The organism is Sphingobacterium sp. B16(2022) (genome assembly GCF_012030425.1).
Taxonomy (GTDB): Bacteria; Bacteroidota; Bacteroidia; order Sphingobacteriales; family Sphingobacteriaceae; genus Sphingobacterium; species Sphingobacterium anhuiense.
This window is the reverse complement of sequence record NZ_JAAUVN010000003.1, coordinates 198683-217972: the sequence shown is the minus strand read 5'-3', so window position 1 is coordinate 217972 and position 19290 is coordinate 198683. Positions and strand designations below refer to the sequence as shown.

General features: G+C 35.0%; 13 protein-coding genes. All 13 read right to left on the bottom strand.

Annotated features, from left to right (window positions below):
- Positions 1-8: 8 nt before the first annotated feature.
- The 13 genes from leuC to HCX49_RS15495 all read right to left on the bottom strand — a co-directional run bounded on the left by leuC (position 9) and on the right by HCX49_RS15495 (position 19263).
- Positions 9-1406: a 3-isopropylmalate dehydratase large subunit gene (leuC, locus tag HCX49_RS15555; RefSeq protein ID WP_021191841.1), complete on the bottom strand. Its 1398-nt coding sequence runs from the start codon at positions 1404-1406 to the stop codon at positions 9-11.
- 94 nt (positions 1407-1500) lie between these two features.
- Positions 1501-2982 (bottom strand): ketol-acid reductoisomerase, encoded by a 1482-nt coding sequence (gene ilvC, locus HCX49_RS15550; RefSeq protein WP_168127593.1) that lies wholly within the window; start codon positions 2980-2982, stop codon positions 1501-1503.
- A gap of 40 nt (positions 2983-3022) precedes the next feature.
- On the bottom strand, positions 3023-3499 hold the full coding sequence (locus HCX49_RS15545; protein WP_132769204.1) for a DinB family protein: 477 nt from the start codon (positions 3497-3499) through the stop codon (positions 3023-3025).
- 87 nt (positions 3500-3586) lie between these two features.
- Positions 3587-4177 carry an acetolactate synthase small subunit gene (ilvN, locus tag HCX49_RS15540; RefSeq protein WP_021191838.1) on the bottom strand — a complete coding sequence of 197 codons (591 nt, stop codon included), beginning with the start codon at positions 4175-4177 and terminating at the stop codon, positions 3587-3589.
- Between the two features lies 1 nt (position 4178).
- The gene (ilvB, locus tag HCX49_RS15535) at positions 4179-5924 is read right to left on the bottom strand and encodes a biosynthetic-type acetolactate synthase large subunit (RefSeq protein ID WP_132769202.1); all 1746 of its coding nucleotides are present in this window, start codon (positions 5922-5924) and stop codon (positions 4179-4181) included.
- 58 nt (positions 5925-5982) lie between these two features.
- Entirely contained in the window at positions 5983-7683 is a 1701-nt protein-coding gene (ilvD, locus tag HCX49_RS15530) for a dihydroxy-acid dehydratase (protein ID WP_021191837.1), read from the bottom strand.
- On the bottom strand, positions 7667-8557 hold the full coding sequence (gene ilvE / locus HCX49_RS15525; RefSeq protein ID WP_021191836.1) for a branched-chain-amino-acid transaminase: 891 nt from the start codon (positions 8555-8557) through the stop codon (positions 7667-7669). The genes ilvD and ilvE overlap by 17 nt, the downstream gene beginning before the upstream one ends.
- Before the next feature lie 894 nt (positions 8558-9451).
- Positions 9452-9700, bottom strand: coding sequence for an ATP synthase F1 subunit epsilon (gene atpC, locus HCX49_RS15520; protein ID WP_132769200.1), 249 nt, complete (start codon positions 9698-9700; stop codon positions 9452-9454).
- Positions 9701-9808: 108 nt separating this feature from the next.
- Complete coding sequence (gene atpD / locus HCX49_RS15515; protein WP_132769198.1) at positions 9809-11311, bottom strand: F0F1 ATP synthase subunit beta; 1503 nt, start codon at positions 11309-11311, stop codon at positions 9809-9811.
- A 471-nt stretch (positions 11312-11782) separates the two neighbouring features.
- Positions 11783-12415, bottom strand: coding sequence for a hypothetical protein (locus HCX49_RS15510; protein ID WP_021191834.1), 633 nt, complete (start codon positions 12413-12415; stop codon positions 11783-11785).
- Between the two features lie 164 nt (positions 12416-12579).
- Positions 12580-14493 (bottom strand): DUF294 nucleotidyltransferase-like domain-containing protein, encoded by a 1914-nt coding sequence (locus tag HCX49_RS15505; protein WP_132769196.1) that lies wholly within the window; start codon positions 14491-14493, stop codon positions 12580-12582.
- A 10-nt stretch (positions 14494-14503) separates the two neighbouring features.
- Entirely contained in the window at positions 14504-15130 is a 627-nt protein-coding gene (locus HCX49_RS15500; RefSeq protein WP_021191833.1) for a 3'-5' exonuclease, read from the bottom strand.
- A gap of 80 nt (positions 15131-15210) precedes the next feature.
- A complete protein-coding gene (locus HCX49_RS15495; RefSeq protein ID WP_168127592.1) occupies positions 15211-19263 on the bottom strand; it encodes a two-component regulator propeller domain-containing protein in 4053 nt (1350 codons plus the stop codon).
- Between the last annotated feature and the right edge of the window lie 27 nt (positions 19264-19290).

Sequence of the window (19290 nt, the reverse complement as noted above, 5' to 3'; positions counted from 1 at the left end):
CAATTAGATTATATCAACTCCCTAACATCGGTAATTTTACCTGTTACAGCTGCCGCTGCCGCAGTTAAAGGTGATACCAGCATCGTGCGGGCATCAGGTCCTTGACGTCCTTCAAAATTTCTATTTGATGTCGAAACACAGTATTTTCCTGCAGGAATTTTATCTTCATTCATGCCTAGACATGCTGAACAGCCTGGTTCACGTAATTGAAATCCTGCCGCTTCGAAAATTTTATCTAATCCTTCTTCGATTGCCTGTTTTTCAACTTGTTTTGAGCCGGGAACGATCCAAACTTCTACTTGTTCTGCTTTTTGTTTTCCTTGAACAAATGCAGCAACTTCACGTAAATCTTCGATACGGGAGTTTGTACAGCTTCCAATAAAGACATAATCTACTGGTTTTCCTAAAATTGGAGCATCATCAGCAAAGCCCATATAGTTGAGTGCTTTTTGATAAGATGGCTGTTCTGATTCAGGTTGTGACTGTGTAGCTGGAATACTTTCTGTAATGCCCATACCCATTCCTGGATTAGTACCATAGGTGATCATCGGTGCGATATCTGCTGCATCAAATTCTAATACAGCATCAAATTGTGCGTCATCATCAGAATATAATGTTTTCCAATATGCTAATGCTTTATCCCATTCTTCTCCTTTAGGAGCGAATTCACGTCCTTTTACATAATCGAAAGTAGTTTGATCGGGAGCAATTAAGCCTCCACGAGCTCCCATTTCAATACTCATATTACAAATGGTCATTCTAGCTTCCATACTTAATGAACGGATTGCTGAACCAGCGTATTCAATAAAATAGCCTGTACCACCTGCTGCAGAGATTTTTGCAATGATGTATAAGATAATATCTTTTGCGCCTACTCCTTTTTGCAAATCACCATTTACTTCGATTTTCATCGTTTTTGGTTTTTGTTGCAGTAAGCATTGTGTTGCAAAAACTTGTTCCACTTGAGAAGTGCCTATTCCAAAAGCAATAGCACCAAATGCACCGTGTGTTGAGGTATGACTATCTCCACATACCATAGTTTTACCTGGTAATGTAATCCCTAATTCTGGCCCAATCACGTGTACAATACCTTGGTAGGGGTGACCTAAACCATATAGGTTAATACCGAATTCAGCACAGTTTTTAGTCAACATATCAACTTGGTAGCGTGATAATTCTTCTTTGATGGGAAGGTGCTGATTTAAAGTGGGGACATTATGATCTGCCGTGGCAACAGTTTGGTTGGGACGAAATACCGGTAAACCTCTTTTGCGCAGACCATCGAATGCTTGTGGGGAAGTTACCTCATGGATAAGGTGGGTGTCTATATAAATAATATCTGGAAATCCTTCTTCACGTTTGACGACATGCGCATCCCAAATTTTTTCTACTAATGTTTTTGACATTTTCTTCTCTAATGTTAATTTTTCAATTTAATTCGGTTGTTTTTTTGGAACTTCCTAAAAACAACCGAATTTTTGCAGTCTAAATTACGAAAATTTAAACAGTTTTTATAGCTTTCATTGCAGTCATTGCTTGACGTAATTTACGACCTACAATTTCTACTTCATGATTACGTAAAATATCATTAATTTCCACTAACTGAGCATTATCTACTGAAGCGTCTTTACCAGCATTATAGTTTTTACCTACTAAATCAGTTTGTATTGTTTTCATGAAATCAGCTAATAATGGTTTACAAGCTTGATCAAATAAATAACAGCCATATTCTGCTGTATCTGAAATAACACGGTTCATTTCAAATAATTTTTTACGAGCGATTGTATTCGCGATTAAAGGAGTTTCGTGCAATGATTCGTAGTAAGCTGATTCTGGTTTAATTCCGGCTTCAACCATAGTTTCGAAAGCTAATTCAACACCAGCTCTGATGAAAGCAACCATCAAAGTATAGTTGTCAAAGTACTCTTGCTCTGCAATTTTCACATCACCTGCAGGAGTTTTTTCAAATGCTGTCTCACCAGTTTCAGCTCTCCATTTTAATAGATTTGCATCACCGTTAGCCCAATCTTCCATCATCGTTTTACTGAATTCGCCAGAGATAATGTCATCTTGGTGTTTTTGGAATAGCGGACGCATGATATCTTTCAATTCTTCTGATAATTCAAAAGCTTTGATTTTAGCAGGATTGCTTAAACGATCCATCATACCACTTACACCACCGTGCTTTAATGCTTCAGTAATAACTTCCACACCATATTGAACTAGTTTAGATGCATATCCAGCGTCAATTCCTTGTTCAACCATTTTATCGAACGATAAAATAGAACCTGTTTGCAATAAACCACATAGGATGGTTTGCTCGCCCATTAAATCAGATTTTACTTCAGCAACAAATGATGATTTCAATACACCAGCTCTGTGACCACCTGTACCTACACAATATGCTTTTGCTTCAGCCCATCCTTTTCCTTGTGGATCGTTTTCTGGGTGAACAGCAATTAAAGTAGGAACACCAAAACCACGCACATATTCAGCACGTACTTCAGATCCTGGACATTTAGGTGCTACCATAATAACAGTAATGTCTTTACGGATTTGCATACCTTCTTCTACGATGTTGAAACCGTGTGAATAGGACAAAGTAGCACCTTCTTTCATTAAAGGCATTACAGCATTGATCACAGCAGTATGTTGCTTATCTGGTGTTAAGTTAATTACTAGATCTGCAGTAGGAATTAATTCTTCATAAGTTCCTACTGTAAAATTGTTATCTGTAGCATTTTTCCAAGAATCTCTTTTTTGCTCAATAGCTTCTTTACGTAAAGTATATGATACGTCTAAACCACTATCTCTCAAATTTAGACCTTGGTTTAAACCTTGTGCACCACAGCCTACGATTACGATTTTTTTACCCTTTAAAGCATCTACACCGTCAGCGAATTGACTGTTGTCCATAAAATCTGCTTGACCTAATTGATGTAATTGATCTCTAAGTGGTAGTGTGTTGAAATAATTTGCCATTGTTGTTGTTAATTTCTTTATTGATGGTTTGTTGATTATTTTATTTACTGTTTCTAATTGCTTTGCGTTGTGCTAAGGCATATCCCCAATGCAAATTGTCGTGCGATAGGGTTGCGATTAGTACTTCTTCGATTGTTTTCATCTCAGCACCATAGGTTGCTGTAGCGTAAGGAGTGATAGTCGTAAAAATACCTTTCTCATAGTCGCTTTGAATCTGATCGACGGTTGTTAGTGCTAATGCTTTCAATTCATCTACTTCTTCCTGTGTCACGTTACGTGTCGGTTTAGTATCTTTTTTATAGTCTTCATTGTACTTTACTGATAACGTATCTGCTAAGATACCGGTGCGAACATAACTCAACGTTTGTGTTGAAACGACGATATGCGCAAAATTCCAGAAGATGTTATTATTGAATCCTTCTGGTATAAGATTTAATTCGTCTAATGTCAAATCATCTAGCAATCTTATAAATCCTTTACGGCTACTGATAATAAATTCAAATATGTGTTGTGTCATTTTTTACTTTTTTAATCGAAATTTTCAATGAGGCAATGATTTTTATAGGACATTGCCTCATTTTTTGAAAGTTAAGAAATGTTGCCATTACATGGTGAAAACATCATCTCCTTTTTCGAGATATTCGTTTTCAACGACATCTTCAGAAGGTTCTCTGCGTTCAAATTCTTTTAATTTAGCATGAAATCCAGCACTTTCTTTAATGATAGCGATACGTGCACCACGTACAAATTCTATTAAATTATACTTGGTCAACTCTTCTGTTAACTTATCAATTTCCTCACGATGACCTGCGGTTTCGAAGACGGTGTAGTCTTTGCGGATAACAACTGCAGATGCGCCATATTGACGTAATAGTCTTTCTACATACACTTTTTCTGTAATGACTTCTGTTGGAACTTTGTATAAAGCTTGTTCTTGCCAGATTACTTCATCATTAGTATTGTAGTATGCTTTGAGTACCTCTACCTGTTTTTCGATTTGACGGCATAATTTGCGTACTACTTCTTCTATTTCAGTAATTAAAATCGTAAAGCGATGAATCCCTTCTACTTCGGAAGGAGAAGTGTTTAAACTTTCGATATTTATTTTTCTTCTTGAGAATATGGTTGATATTCTACCGATCATACCGATAGAATTTTCTGTATATATTGTGATTGTATATTCTTGTTTTTCCATTTTATTTCAATCTAATTTCTGAAACACTTGTCCCTTGGGCAACCATTGGAAATACATTGTTTTCCTTGCCAACCATTACTTCGAGAAGGTAAGCTCCATCATGATCCAACATCGTTTTTAAAGCTGTTTTCAACTGATCTCTTTCTGAAACTTTTTGCCCTTCTATGTAGTATGATTTTGCTAAGGCAACAAAATCTGGACTGGTAATATTCACGAAAGAATAGCGTTTTTCATTGAAAAGCTGTTGCCATTGGCGAACCATTCCTAAGAATTGATTGTTTAGGATCAAGATTTTTACTTTAGCACCAAATTGCATAATAGTTCCCAACTCTTGGAGTGTCATCTGGAATCCTCCATCGCCAATAATAGCAATAACATCGCGATGTGGAGCGCCATACCAGGCACCTATTGCCGCAGGTAGACCAAATCCCATGGTTCCTAATCCTCCTGAAGTAACATTGGATTTGGTTTGATTGAATTTTGCATAACGGCAGGCAACCATTTGATGTTGACCGACATCGGTCGTGATAATTGCATCTCCGCCAGTCAATTCATTTAATAAATGAACAACTTCACCCATTGTTAGCACATCACCTGTAGGGTGAAGCTCATTTTGGATGACCTCTTTAATTTCTTCTTTTTCTAAGGTTCTGAATTGTTCTAACCAATCGGTATGTTCTTTTTTGTCAATTAACTCGGTCAGTTGCGGCAAAGTTTCTTTACAATCTCCCCAAACTGCAACTGTTGTTTGAACATTTTTATCAATTTCGGCAGGGTCAATATCCAAATGAACTACTTTTGCCTGTTTAGCATATTTGTCAAGACGTCCCGTAACACGGTCATCAAAACGCATACCTATAGCGATTAAAACATCACACTCGTTAGTCATCACATTAGGTGCATAGTTACCATGCATACCAAGCATTCCAACATGTTGTGGATGATCTGTTTCGAGTGCGCTAAGCCCCATTACTGTGGCTGCAGCAGGTATTCCTGATTTTTCTAAGAAATCTTTAAACTCCTGCTCAGCTTTACCTAAGATAATACCTTGACCAAATAGTATAAATGGTTTTTGTGCACTATTGATTAAAGCTGCCGCTTCCTGTACATATTCTTTTCTTACAATAGGAGATGGACGGTACGAACGGATGTGCGTACATTTTTCATAACCTAAATAATCGAATAATTCCATTTGTGCATTTTTGGTAATATCAATCAATACGGGACCTGGACGGCCAGTACTGGCAATATGAAAAGCTTTTGCTATAGCTGTAGGAATTTCTGATGCTTCTGTCACCTGATAACTCCATTTGGTGACAGGAGCAGTAATATTAATGACGTCTGTTTCTTGAAAGGCATCGGTACCCAATAGACTAGCAAATACTTGTCCAGTGATACAGACTATAGGGTTACTATCAATCATAGCATCGGCTAAACCAGTAACCAAATTTGTTGCTCCGGGACCAGAAGTTGCAAATACAACACCGGTACGACCTGAGGTTCTTGCATAGCCTTGTGCTGCATGAATACCACCTTGTTCGTGGCGGACTAGAATATGAGTCAATTTTTCATTGTAATCATATAATGCATCATAGATGGGCATAATAGCCCCTCCAGGATATCCAAATACGGTATCAACACCTTCACACAATAAGGCTTCTAATACCGCCTGCGAACCTTTTAGTTGACTAATAGGTTGAGGTTGCTTCGCACATTCCTTGCTTTCAGTTTTTTCCAGCGTACTCATTATTTTTAATTTATTCGATTTTTAATTCTTTGTTTTGTTGATTATTCGGTCTTCTTCTTTATAGATCTGTTACACAGCCTTCTGATGCGTCAGCAACAGTTTTAGCATATTTGTAAAGTACTCCTTTTGTTACTTTTAGTGCTGGTTGTATCCATTTTGCACGTCGAGCAGCAATTGTTGCTTCATCTACTTTTAGATTTAGTGTATTGTTGATGGTATCAATTTCAATGATATCTTCATCTTCTACTAATCCGATCAAACCTCCTTTATACGCTTCAGGGGTAATGTGTCCCACGACAAAACCATGCGTACCTCCAGAGAATCTTCCGTCTGTGATTAATGCTACGGATTTACCTAATCCTGCACCAATAATAGCTGAAGTAGGTTTTAGCATTTCTGGCATTCCAGGTGCTCCAACCGGTCCTTCATTTTTGATAACCACTACATCTCCTTTTTTGACACGTCCTGAAGAGATACCTGCGATAAGATCTTGTTCTCCATCAAATACACGTGCGGGTCCGACAAATTTTTCTCCTTCTTTTCCTGAAATTTTTGCTACCGAACCTTTCTCGGCTAAGTTTCCATATAGGATCTGTAAGTGTCCATTTGCTTTAATAGGATCGGCTAGTTTATGAATGATCTTTTGATCATAATCTATTACGGATTTAACATCTGCTAAATTCTCAGCCAATGTTTTTCCTGTTACAGTCAAACAGTCCCCATGTAGCAATCCCTCATTTAATAAATATTTTAAAACTGCAGGGATTCCACCGTACTGATGTAAATCTTGCATTAAGTATTTACCTGATGGTTTAAAATCAGCTAAAACCGGGGTTTCATCCGACATACGTTGGAAATCATCTTGTGTGATATTTACTCCAACGGATTTGCCAATTGCTATAAAGTGCAATACGGCATTTGTACTTCCTCCTAGTATGATGATCGCACGGATGGCATTTTCAAATGCTTTACGTGTCATGATATCGGAAGGTTTGATATCTTTTTCTAATAAGATACGGATATATTTACCTGCTTCTAAACATTCATCTTTTTTATCTTGTGATACAGCAGGATTGGATGATGAGTAAGGTAAACTCATTCCTAATGCTTCGATGGCAGCAGCCATTGTATTTGCGGTATACATTCCACCACAGGCACCTGCTCCTGGACATGTATTACGGATGACACCATCGTAATCTTCGTCGGAAATATTACCACATATTTTTTGCCCTAAAGCTTCAAATGCGGAGACAATATTTAAATCTTCGCCTTTATAATGACCGGGTGCAATTGTTCCACCATATACCATAATCGCAGGACGATCTAAACGGCCCATAGCGATAACTGCACCTGGCATGTTCTTATCACATCCTGGGATCGCAATCAATCCATCATAATATTGGCCACCACAGATTGTCTCAATGCTATCAGCAATGACATCCCTGCTTACTAATGAATAACGCATACCCGCAGTACCATTACTCATACCATCGCTGACACCGATTGTACCAAATGTTAATCCGACTAAATCACTTGCCCAGACACCTTTTTTAACGACTTGTGCTAGATCATTTAAATGCATGTTACAGGTGTTCCCATCATAACCCATACTTGCAATACCTACTTGTGCTTTTTCCATGTCCGCATCCGTAAGACCAATACCATAAAGCATTGCTTTTGCTGCGGGTTGTGTTTCGTCTTGTGTGAATGTACGGCTGTATTTATTCAATATTTGTTCTTTATCAGATGATGACTTCATAGTTCTCGTTCTCTAATACTAAATTTTTATATCTTCTTTGTATAGAAGCACCTATTGTATGCTCCCAATCTTCTTTATAAATAATGTGATCGACTTGTTTGATTCCTATTATTTCTGCTGCCGTTCCTGATAGAAAAGCTGAATCTGCTTCGTGGATATCTTGCACTGTCAACCTTTTCTCAATTAGTTCAATTCCTAATTTTTTACAGATCAGCATGACTTGTTTTCGGGTTATGCCAGGAAAAATATTCTGAATAGGCGGTGTATACAGTTTGAAATCTTTTTCAATAAATAAGTTTTCACTTGACGCTTGTGCAACATAACCATCCTGATCTAACAACAGTGCTTCGTCATATCCATTTTTTATTGCTTTACTACTTGCTAAAATGGAGTTGATGTATTGGCCTGATATTTTTGATGAAATCGGAAATGCCTTTGAACTTGGTCGCTGAATATCCGATATTTCAACCTTTAATAAATTTTGTCCTAAATAAGGTCCCCATTCCCATGCCGCCATCATGATCCGAGCTTCTGTTGATGAAGTGAGATGCATGTTGGATCCAGAGAATACCAATGGACGAATGTAGGCTGAACGTAGATTGTTGATGGATAATAATTCATAAGCACGGTCAATCAACTCCCTATTATCCCACGTATATGGTATGTTGATTGCCTCACATGACTTCTCTAGACGCTCAAAGTGTTCCAGTGCCTTAAAAATACGAGGTCCATTGTGGGTGTTATATGCCCTAAGACCCTCAAACGCACCATATCCATAATGCAAAGCTTGAGTATACAGGTCAAGACCCGTAGCAAAAGCTTTGACGTAAGATCCGTCTAAGTAAATTAATGTGTTCTCGTCGTAATATTTCATAACCTTGTTATCTACCCTCCCTATTAGTAATAATTAGAAAATGACCTGTTTTTGTTTCCCTTGGGTAAATGTAATTTAAGCGTAAACTTTACTGCTGAAATTATTTCTTTAAGTTACTCCGAATAAAAATAATTGGCAATAGCCTTATCTAACTTTTTTGATTAAGTATATAATTTTGATTATTTGTTTTTTGCAAAATTAAATTTTTATATTTTTAATATTAGTGATATTTTAGAATGCAGTAAGTAGACCGTATTTAAAATCGGTCTACTTGGGTCAAAAATATTTTTTTTCATTTTAACCTCAAATTCTTCTTAAAAATTGATAATTCCTTATTCTTTTTATTTTTTTGAGTGTTATTTCTTTGAAGCGATACTCCGTTTTTTTTGATTCATGAGACTACAGTTTATGAACAATATGTGGAAAAAATTTTAAATGGGATGATGGGGGGATAGGTTGTGAAAACTGGGGACTTGGAAACCGACAAGTTGCATTGCTTTAAACAAATTGTTGATAGCTTTCAGATTGCTGGGTGTTAGATTGGATGTGTCTTGTGGATCTGTGTATGGAGAAATGTCAAGAATGGGTCAGAACGTTTTTATTATGGTGGAATTTAAGAGTCTTCTAAAGTGTTTGTTTAAGATGATTTTCTTGTCTTAGTATAAGGAGAAAAACTAATCTTGATGCATAATGCACTATTTTGTCAACTTATCCACATTGTGGACAAATGATGTTTATTTTAGGTTGGAGGATATGCCACTTTTCTATTGACATGTTAAGAGGGAAATCATTTTCGGATTTATAATAGTTTTTCAACAATTTGTTTATAATGTGTTGAAAAAATAAAAGCCTCTTATTTTTTAATAAGAGGCTTTTGAGATCATCGTAAGATGATTATGCTTCAATAATTCCTTCGGCCAAAATGGTAACGACATTATTCTTAGCTTCTACAACACCACCTTTGATGTTTAAGATCTGCTCGTCTTTACCTTGCTGAACAATTACTTTTCCGTCTTCCAAAGTCGAAATGATAGCCGCGTGATCTTTCAATATTTGAAAAGATCCTGAAGTTCCTGGAACAGTTACTGCAGTTGCATCACCTTCAAATACTATTTTGTCTGGAGTGATTATAGATAATTTCATTATTTTTAGATATAAGATTTGAGATTTGAAATTTGAGAACTTGAGGTCTTCAAATAGATATGAGATAATAGCGTCTCCATTACCTCATATCTAATGTCTAATATCTAATTAAACTGCTTCAGCTAATAATTTTTTACCTTTTTCGATTGCTTCTTCGATGCTACCTACTAAGTTGAAAGCTGCTTCAGGATATTCATCAACTTCACCTTGAAGGATCATATTGAATCCTTTGATTGTATCTTTGATATCTACTAATACACCTTTTAAACCTGTAAATTGCTCCGCAACGTGGAAAGGTTGAGATAAGAAACGTTGAACACGACGTGCGCGTTGTACTGTTAATTTATCTTCTTCAGACAGCTCATCCATACCTAAGATAGCGATGATATCTTGTAATTCTTTGTAACGTTGTAAGATTTCTTTAACACGTTGTGCTGTATCGTAGTGCTCATTACCTAAAATTGCAGGGCTTAAGATACGAGAAGTTGAATCTAATGGATCCACCGCAGGGTAAATACCTAACTCAGCAATCTTACGAGACAATACTGTTGTTGCATCTAAGTGAGCGAATGTTGTCGCTGGTGCAGGGTCAGTTAAATCATCGGCAGGTACATATACCGCTTGAACGGATGTAATTGATCCATTTTTAGTAGATGTGATACGCTCTTGCATTAAACCCATCTCTGTTGCCAAAGTTGGTTGGTAACCTACTGCAGAAGGCATACGGCCTAATAAAGCAGATACTTCAGAACCAGCTTGTGTAAAACGGAAGATATTATCAATAAAGAATAATACGTCTTTACCTTTACCATCTTCTTCACCATCACGGAAATATTCAGCGATTGTTAAACCTGATAAAGCAACACGTGCACGCGCACCTGGAGGCTCATTCATTTGACCGAATACGAAAGTACATTTTGATTCTTTCATTAATTCAGTATCGATAGCATCTAAAGGCCATTGACCTTTTTCCATCTCTTCCATGAAATGCTCACCGTATTTGATAATGCCTGATTCCAACATCTCACGTAATAAGTCATTACCCTCACGTGTACGCTCTCCAACACCAGCAAATACAGATAAACCACCGTGTCCTTTTGCAATATTGTTGATTAATTCTTGGATTAATACAGTTTTACCTACACCGGCACCACCAAACAATCCAATTTTACCACCTTTAGAATAAGGCTCTAATAAATCGATTACTTTAATACCTGTAAAAAGTACTTCAGTTTCAGTCGATAAATCTTCAAATTTAGGTGGAACATTATGGATCGAACGACCATTTGTTTTATCTAAATTTTTGATCCCGTCAATGGCATCACCCACAACGTTGAATACACGACCTTTAATTTCTTCACCAATAGGCATTTTGATTGGAGCACCTGTGTCGACAACTTTCATTCCACGAACCAAACCTTCGGTTGCATCCATAGAAATTGTACGAACACGTTCCTCACCTAAGTGTTGTTGAACCTCTAAAACGACACGCTGACCATTTTCTCTTTCGATAATCAAGGCATCGTAAATTCTAGGTAGATTTTCATTGTCGGCGAAGTTGACGTCAACCACTGGGCCGATAATCTGCGCTATTTTACCAATATTGGGCATATTATAGGGACTAAATATTTATTAATCAATTTTATAAAGGCAATAAAAACCGCCTCTTTTTGGTCAGCAAAAATAAGCTTATTGTCGCTGAAAAACAAATAGAAATTTCAATTAAATTCTTTTTTATTTAAATATGTCAATTTGTTATTCATTCTAATTGACTGGGTTCGCTGAAAAAATCATCTTTGGCTCCATAATACGTGCCTATGCTTCTTAATGGCATTTTTTCTGGATCTTTTATTTTTAGCTATACAGCCTGAGGAGATCAAGAAATCTTTATTTTTAACAATTCATGATAGCTGATATGATCATAATTATTGTTAATCAGGTGATTTTAATTTTCGAAAGTTGATGATTGGGAGAAAAAACCTCCTTGTATTTTTTATTTCTATAATCGTTTTGATCTATCATCCAATAAAATAGGGGCAATTCACATCATGTGGATTGCCCCTAATTATCTATCTTAGAATCTTATGATTTCTTATTTAACTCGTCTTGAAGTTGACGTTTTAAAGCTTGTTCTTTTTCAAGCGCTTTTTTACGGAATAATGCAAGCTCTTCTTGTGCTTGATCTGCTGTTTTTTGATATTCATCAGTATTCACCTTAGCCTTGCGGTAAGAAAATAAAAATGTAACGGTGCTGATTAAAAGTACAGCAATAATTATCCACACGATACTGCTATAAGCTGACTTTGTCGTATTAATACCTAAAAATGAAAAACTATCTACTTTTTCTTGCTCTTGCGCTAATTGATCTTTTAAAATTTGAACACTATCTTGTAAACCTTTTGTTGTTGATCCATAATTAGAACTAGCAGACTTTAAGGTGTTAATTTCTTTCTGAAGTTTACTTACAGTATCAACTACATTTTTTTTGATAATTTCAAGATTTGTTTTGCGCACCATCTTGAAATCATAATTATTTTTTGATATGTAGTTCAAATGGTCAAACTGATTTGCAAGACTACCTTTACTCAAACCTTCTGGGCCAAACTTATTAGCACTCGCTGTTGTTGGTTGAGCTACTGGAGCTTGAGCCGATGCGAATTGCTGTTGCGCACATAGAAGAGATACAGTGATAATTAATGATTTTAAAATATGCATATATAAATTGATGTTACAGATTTTTACAAAAGTAATGATTGCTTCTAATATATACTAAAAAGTTAAGATTTGAGGCTTTAAATTTTAAATTTATTATAAATTGCATATTCATGTGGTCTGTTTATAATAAATTAAAGAGATCTTTTAGTCTAATGCGATCGGAATTATCCTAAAAGGTTGTTTGTGAATTTAAATTTTATACCTAATTGAAAATTACTAATAGTTTTAAAAATTTCTTTTAATGTTGCTTTTTCTATTTTCGTTAGACTGTCAATTCGGATGTAATTATCGGGATTTGATTTTATTGTTATAATTTGATTTGCTTGATTTTTTAATCTAAGAGCCATTAAATAATAATAGGATTGACTAAGTTCTTCATATTGGGATTGTGTGAAAACTCCTATTTCTACTAACTTCTTAAGTCTAACTCCGGTATTTTCTTCATAGATTAGGTTTTTTAATGCATATACCCGTACGAGATCTACAATCGGATTCATTGCTTTTTTGATATTTAGAAATTCTGAAGTACCAATAGTCTGTGTTTTGATGGCATTGAAGAAGGTTAGCGGTGGTTCATATTGCAAAGCATTTTTCGCTATAAAAGAAAAAAAACGTTCGTTGGGTTTTTGTAATTCGTGGTTGAGAAAAGATTTAAGTTCATCAATGATTCCCTTGTCACCATACAGTCTTCTACAATCAAAGAAGGTGGAAAATTTAATAGCATTTTCTGGTATGGTATCTTCGATCCAACTTTTGTAATTATTTTTCCAGTGTGATAATGAATGTGTCCATGCGGGATTACTGGCCATATATCCTCCTGTACAGTAGACAAATCCAATTTTATTTAAGTCATCTGAAACTTGGTTGGCGAATTTGAGGAAGTAGTCTCTCACGTACTCACGTTGCTCATTGGCTTTATCTTCATAAATAATGGCGTTGTCCTGATCGGTTTTTAAGGTCTGCTCTTTTCTGCCCTCACTTCCTGTTACCATAAATACGAACTTAGCTGGGGGAGGTCCCATATTGTGAATCGTTTTCTCAATCACTTTTATGGCAATGGTATCAGCAATCATTGTAATAACCTGGTTTGCAACAGCGGCATTGACACCTCGGCCGAGTAATTGGTTGATGATTTTCGGTACATTATCCCACTTATCCTTAAGTTCGGTTAATGACTCCGCGAGCTTTACGGATTGTATAAAAACTAAAGGTGATTGTCCCTGTTCGCTTAATAAGCGGTTACGGCTCAAGAAGCCAACGTACTCTCCATCTTTTTCAACTAATAAATACTTCGTTTTTGTTCTAAACATCATCAATACCGCTTCGTATAGAATTGCCTGGTTAGAAATACTAACGATAGGATTATCCATAACGGTTCCAATAGCTTTATCAGCCTGGATTTGTTTTGCAATAACGTTATCTCGGAGTGTTATATCTGTTGCATACCCAACAATTTTATCTTTCTGCATAATAAAAATGCAACTCACTTTATTGGATGACATTATTTTTGCAGCTTCATAAATGGGCGTATTGTAATCTGTTGAGACGATATCTTTATAAATGATATTATCAATCTTACGGGAGTAGAGTTGATCTGCTGCGTAATAACTTTCTTCAAATGATGCAGGGGATTTTACAAAATGTGAAAATTCTTCTTCCAGCATTTTACGGCCAAAAGCATTTGTGAAGAAATGAAAGAACTCCTCATTGGCGTTGCAAAGTTCAAAAAAATCTTTACGAGGCAATCGATATATGATTGTCCCCTTTTTTACCATTACTGATTTTAATGCTTTTTTCCGATTTAAAAGCACTGAAATTCCGCCAAAACAATAAGGATTTTCGTGGATTTCGATTGATCGTTTATTCTCCATGTTATCGAGAAAGAATGTTTCGTACTGTCCCTTGTAAATGAGATCTACTCCATCTATATCTGTTATTCCTTGTCGGTAAATAAGTTCTTCCTTTGAAAATGTGCATTTTGTCATCAGATCCACTAAACTTTTTTGTACAGATTCTTGCAGTACATGGAAAGGGGCTGTAGTTTTTAATAGGGATAAAATAATTTCAGAATTATGCATAGGTTCAAAATTAGATTTGAAATAAATTAAAGAAACGGGCCTGTTGATTTTCAATATCTTCGGACGTCAGTTCATTTCTGTTAGCCATCTCAAAATAACATTTTGCAGTTATTTCGGCGTCCGTTACTGCATTATGTAAAGACTGAGGTATGGTCGAGAATAACATCTCATGGAGCAGTGAAAGATTCAGGTGAACTCTATGGGGATTTCTGACATACTTTTTACTATGCCATAGTGTGCAGAAATAAATTAAATGGTTAAATGGCATGTTGAGTTTAGTTCTGACAAATTCAGCAGCAAGGACTTGTAAATCGAATGATAAAAAGTGTCCAACAATTAAGGGATTGTATTTTTTTAAATCATAAGCTAATTTACGTAATACATCTTTTTTGTTGACACCATTTTCTCTTAAAAACTGTGGTGTTATACCATGAATTTTCTCAGATTCTCGGTTGATAAAAATAAAGGGTTCATAAATATATTTGTTTGTGCGTGTAATTTCATTAAAATCTGAATCATATATTATCCATGCAACTTGAAGTACACGGGGCCAATTTTGTGTATTGTTATATTTTTTATCCCATTTTTCGGGTAACCCTGAGGTTTCTGTATCAAGAAATAATATGTATTTTTTCAAAAAGTATTTTTCTATTTATTATTAAAAATAAGTAAATTATCGATGATATGGATAGTTAAAAGATGAAAAAGACAGTTTGATCAAATATGTTGTGCAGTTGTATTTTTTTGAAACTCAGTAGGAGTTATCCCAAATGATGCCTTGAAGCAAGTTGCAAAGTATCTTGGGTCAGAGAAACCTGTCGCGAATGCCACTTCACTAACTGTAATTGATTTATCTTTTTCCATCATTTGACATGCATGCTTAAGGCGAATATTCTTTATAAATTCACTTGGAGATAAATCTAGCAAAACTTTGGTTTTACGATACAAAGTTGATTTGGATAGTGCCAGAATCTCACCGAGCTTGATAATATCAAATTGATCATCACTTAAATTTTCTTCAACAACTTTGATCATCCGTTGTAAAAACTGTTCATCAACAGGCGTATAATCCAAAGTAGCGATATTAATTTGTGTGTTGTTGTTGAAGTTGATTTGCTTCGTCCGTTTATTGATGATAAAACTCTGTATTTTGGCTTCTAAAACTTGAATGTCAAAAGGTTTACTGATGTAACCTTCAGCTCCAGCTTGATAGCATTCTATACGATCTTCCATACTATTTTTGGCAGTTAGCAACAATATTGGAATATGATTGATTTCCATATTTTGTTTGACAGCTCTGCACAGAGAAAGCCCATCCATTTCAGGCATCATGATATCACTAACAATGATATCAATTTCATTTTTATTTAAAAGATCGAGTCCTTGCTTACCGTCAGAGGCAACGTGAACATGATATTTTTTTGATAAAATGCTAAACATGGTTTGTTGAAGATCTTCATTGTCTTCTACTAATAGAATATGTAGTTGTTTTGAATTTTCATTCGTATCTTCAATGATAGCTGTTGTGAATTTGTCTGCTTCGTAAGTAATTTCGTCTTTTTTAGCAAAAGATTCGTTCCATATCTGAATACCATTTTTGACATAAAATTCCTGATCAACTGGTAATATGATTTGGAAGCAGGTTCCTTGATCAGGAACACTTTCAACAGTAATTTTACCAAAATGAATATCAACTAACTCCTTTGTTACTGAGAGACCAATCCCATTGCTTTCTTGATTTACAAATGACTTATTGTTATAAAATGGTTTAAATATTTTATCTAACTCATTTTTATCGATTCCAATGCCATTATCACGTACAAAAAGATAGAGCAGTTTTTGTTTTTTATCTTCTTTAATATAATATGACAGGGTGATTTTACCACCTCTAGGTGTATATTTAAAGGCATTCGAGAGTAAATTGAAAAGAATCTTATCCATTTTATCCGCGTCATAGTAGATATCTGTTGTACACTCTCCATGATTGATTTCAAATTCAATATTTTTTCGAATGGCTAATGGGTTAAAAAACACATGGCTCAATTGATTTATAAATGTGGGCAGATATTCTTGACTAACTTTCAATTCCATCAAATTATTTTCTATTCTGCGGAAATCCAAAATTTGTTGCAATAAGCGTTTTAGGCGATCTAGATTCAATCTCATTTTTTCAAACTGACTTAAATGATGCTTTGTGGTCATTTGAACATCATCTACTAAACAAGAAATAATGGTTAGTGGTGTTAACAAGTCGTGAGAAATACTTGTAAAATAGCTGAGTTTGGACTGTGCCAGTGCATGTGCATTTTCTTTTTCTATTTGGGCTATTTTTAGATCATTTCTTAATTTTAAACGGTGTAAAGTAAAATTTATGAAATAGTAAAATATACCAATCAGTAGACACGCATATAAGAAATAGGCTAAGTTACTCTCATAAAATGCAGCCTTTTTGTAAATATTAATTTCAGTAATCGTCGTATTCCATTTATTATTTAAATCAGTCGATTTTATTAAAAAACGATAAGATCCTTTTCCTAAATTATTATATGCTGCAAAAATTCGATCTCGGGATGCATTGATCCAATCCTGATCAATACCTTCTAACTTGTAGGCATATCGAAGTTTATTATCCTGGGTATAGCCAAGGGATGAAAAGGAAAATTCTATATTTTGGTCTTCGGGTTCTAATGTTAATATCTGTTGATTGAAATTAAATTTTTTCTGATTGGATTCAAGGACAATGGACTTATTATTAATCTTGATATCTGTTACTTGCACTTTAGCTTTATAATTTGGGATATTGCTATTATCATCCAATCTAACCATTCCGTTATATCCTCCAAAGTAGACCGAGTTTGATTTCTTATCAATCGTAAATGCTCTTTTGGAAAACATATTGACTTGCAGGCTGTCAGTCGATGTAAATTCCAAAATGTCTTTATTGAGTGCATTTATTTTAAATATATTTCTGGTGCTGGAAAGCCATACGGTATTATTTAGGCAAACGATATCCAAAAGTTGGTTCTTTCCAAATAAAGCCGAATTTGCCAATTCCTCCATTTTCTTTAAACCTGTTTGATAATAGAGTAAGCGATTATCTTTGGTTCCAATCCATAGATTATCATTTTTATCAACATCTAAGGATTCAATTTGATTCGTTTTGAGAACTGCTGTTGATTGACCAATATGTTGGAGTACCTGATCAGGATTATTTTTATTGATGTAATAAATGCCGCTTCCTTTGGTGGCAATCCAGATATTTGATTTTTTATCTTCAGCTATGCTAACCGCTTGATCTTTTATTTTTGTGATGAGCTTTATTTTTTTGCTTTTTGGATCACTATATAATACACCTTGGTTTGTCGCTATCCAAGTTCTCGATTGATTATCTTGAAAAAAGAAGATGGGGACCCCGGAGTGATTGGCTTCACGTTTTAGATCAATCTTATAGTCTAACTTGATATTTTTATGCTTTTTTTTGAAAACGTTTATAGTTGCTTCATAAGCAGAACCGACCCACAGTTCATGCTGTACATCAATGGCGCAGCTAGCAGCTCTAATGGAGATTAATTCGCGTAGATTGGCGTTACTATAGGTATTTAATAAACCATCTTTAGGATTTAAACTTCCAAAACCAAAACGCTCTAGATTAAACCAAAAGATACCCTTTTTATCTCGATATAACATATTTACATTGGGAGCAATGCTATATCGACTTTTAATTTCTTTAAAGGTGTAATTTTGAATGAGAGGTTTATCAAAACTAATCGTAGATATTCCTTTCCCACCGATAGACAACCATAATGTTCCTGATCTATCTTGATAAATATCATTGAAGATATTGGTTGTATGATCAAAATGGGGAGCCATATTTACTTCTTGAAGTGCACCATCTATATATTGAAAAGTAGAGATACCAGAAAATGAAAGTATCCAAATATAATTGCGATGCCGATCTTGAACGATGTTATAGAATAAATCTTCCTTTCCAATATTTCGACGCTTGTTTTTGATTTCTATTTCTTGATATAAATTCTTTCTATTGTCTGGATTAAATAAATAAATTCCATCCCCCCAGGTACATACCCAGAGTTGTTTATTATGATCTTCAAATAATTTAAAAGGATTGTTACGTGTTCCAAGTTTTGGGTACGCAACGAATTGATTTGTTTGTATATCTAATTTAAATAACCCTTGTTCCCAAATGGCTACCCAAATATTGCCATTTTTATCTTCAAATATGGTATTAACAGTCCCCGGTGGTATTTTATAAATGGAATTATGATCATCTTGATAGTTTTGGATAATGGATAAGTCTTTGTTATATACCACAATACCATTGTCTGATCCTACCCATAATCTGTTTTTTTTATCAATCAGTAATGTTGTAATACGTGTTGCAGATTGGAGGTTATTTTTGAAGGGTTTGATCACATAGCTTTCTTTTTCTAATGTATATAATCCTTTTTCTGTACCTAGAATGAGGTAATTATGATATTCTACTAGTGTTTTAATGTTCTGGTTGGTAGCCGTTTTACCATCATTGGTCTTCAATTTGAAATTTAAAATATTATAGGCGTCATATCTGCTTAATCCCTGTGTAGAAGCAAACCAGATATACCCATCCTTATCCTGACAAGTTTGATTGATTGTCAATGAGGGTAATTCATTATTTTTGGTAATGGGATTCAATCCCATTTGTTGACCATTAACTTGGATATAGAAAAGTAAATATATAATGAAGAAGAAGGTTTGATATGTATTTTTCATAATCAATTGGTTTAATCTAATCAGATC

Bases quoted from the DNA above. Each gene is read 5' to 3' on its own strand.
- HCX49_RS15495 (WP_168127592.1), bottom strand. From the start codon at position 19,263: ATGAAAAATACATATCAAACCTTCTTCTTCATTATATATTTACTTTTC.
- ilvD (WP_021191837.1), bottom strand. From the start codon at position 7,683: ATGAAGTCATCATCTGATAAAGAACAAATATTGAATAAATACAGCCGT.
- ilvB (WP_132769202.1), bottom strand. From the start codon at position 5,924: ATGAGTACGCTGGAAAAAACTGAAAGCAAGGAATGTGCGAAGCAACCT.
- HCX49_RS15545 (WP_132769204.1), bottom strand. From the start codon at position 3,499: ATGACACAACACATATTTGAATTTATTATCAGTAGCCGTAAAGGATTT.
- ilvE (WP_021191836.1), bottom strand. From the start codon at position 8,557: ATGAAATATTACGACGAGAACACATTAATTTACTTAGACGGATCTTAC.
- ilvC (WP_168127593.1), bottom strand. From the start codon at position 2,982: ATGGCAAATTATTTCAACACACTACCACTTAGAGATCAATTACATCAA.
- leuC (WP_021191841.1), bottom strand. From the start codon at position 1,406: ATGTCAAAAACATTAGTAGAAAAAATTTGGGATGCGCATGTCGTCAAA.
- atpD (WP_132769198.1), bottom strand. From the start codon at position 11,311: ATGCCCAATATTGGTAAAATAGCGCAGATTATCGGCCCAGTGGTTGAC.
- HCX49_RS15510 (WP_021191834.1), bottom strand. From the start codon at position 12,415: ATGCATATTTTAAAATCATTAATTATCACTGTATCTCTTCTATGTGCG.
- atpC (WP_132769200.1), bottom strand. From the start codon at position 9,700: ATGAAATTATCTATAATCACTCCAGACAAAATAGTATTTGAAGGTGAT.
- ilvN (WP_021191838.1), bottom strand. From the start codon at position 4,177: ATGGAAAAACAAGAATATACAATCACAATATATACAGAAAATTCTATC.
- HCX49_RS15505 (WP_132769196.1), bottom strand. From the start codon at position 14,493: ATGCATAATTCTGAAATTATTTTATCCCTATTAAAAACTACAGCCCCT.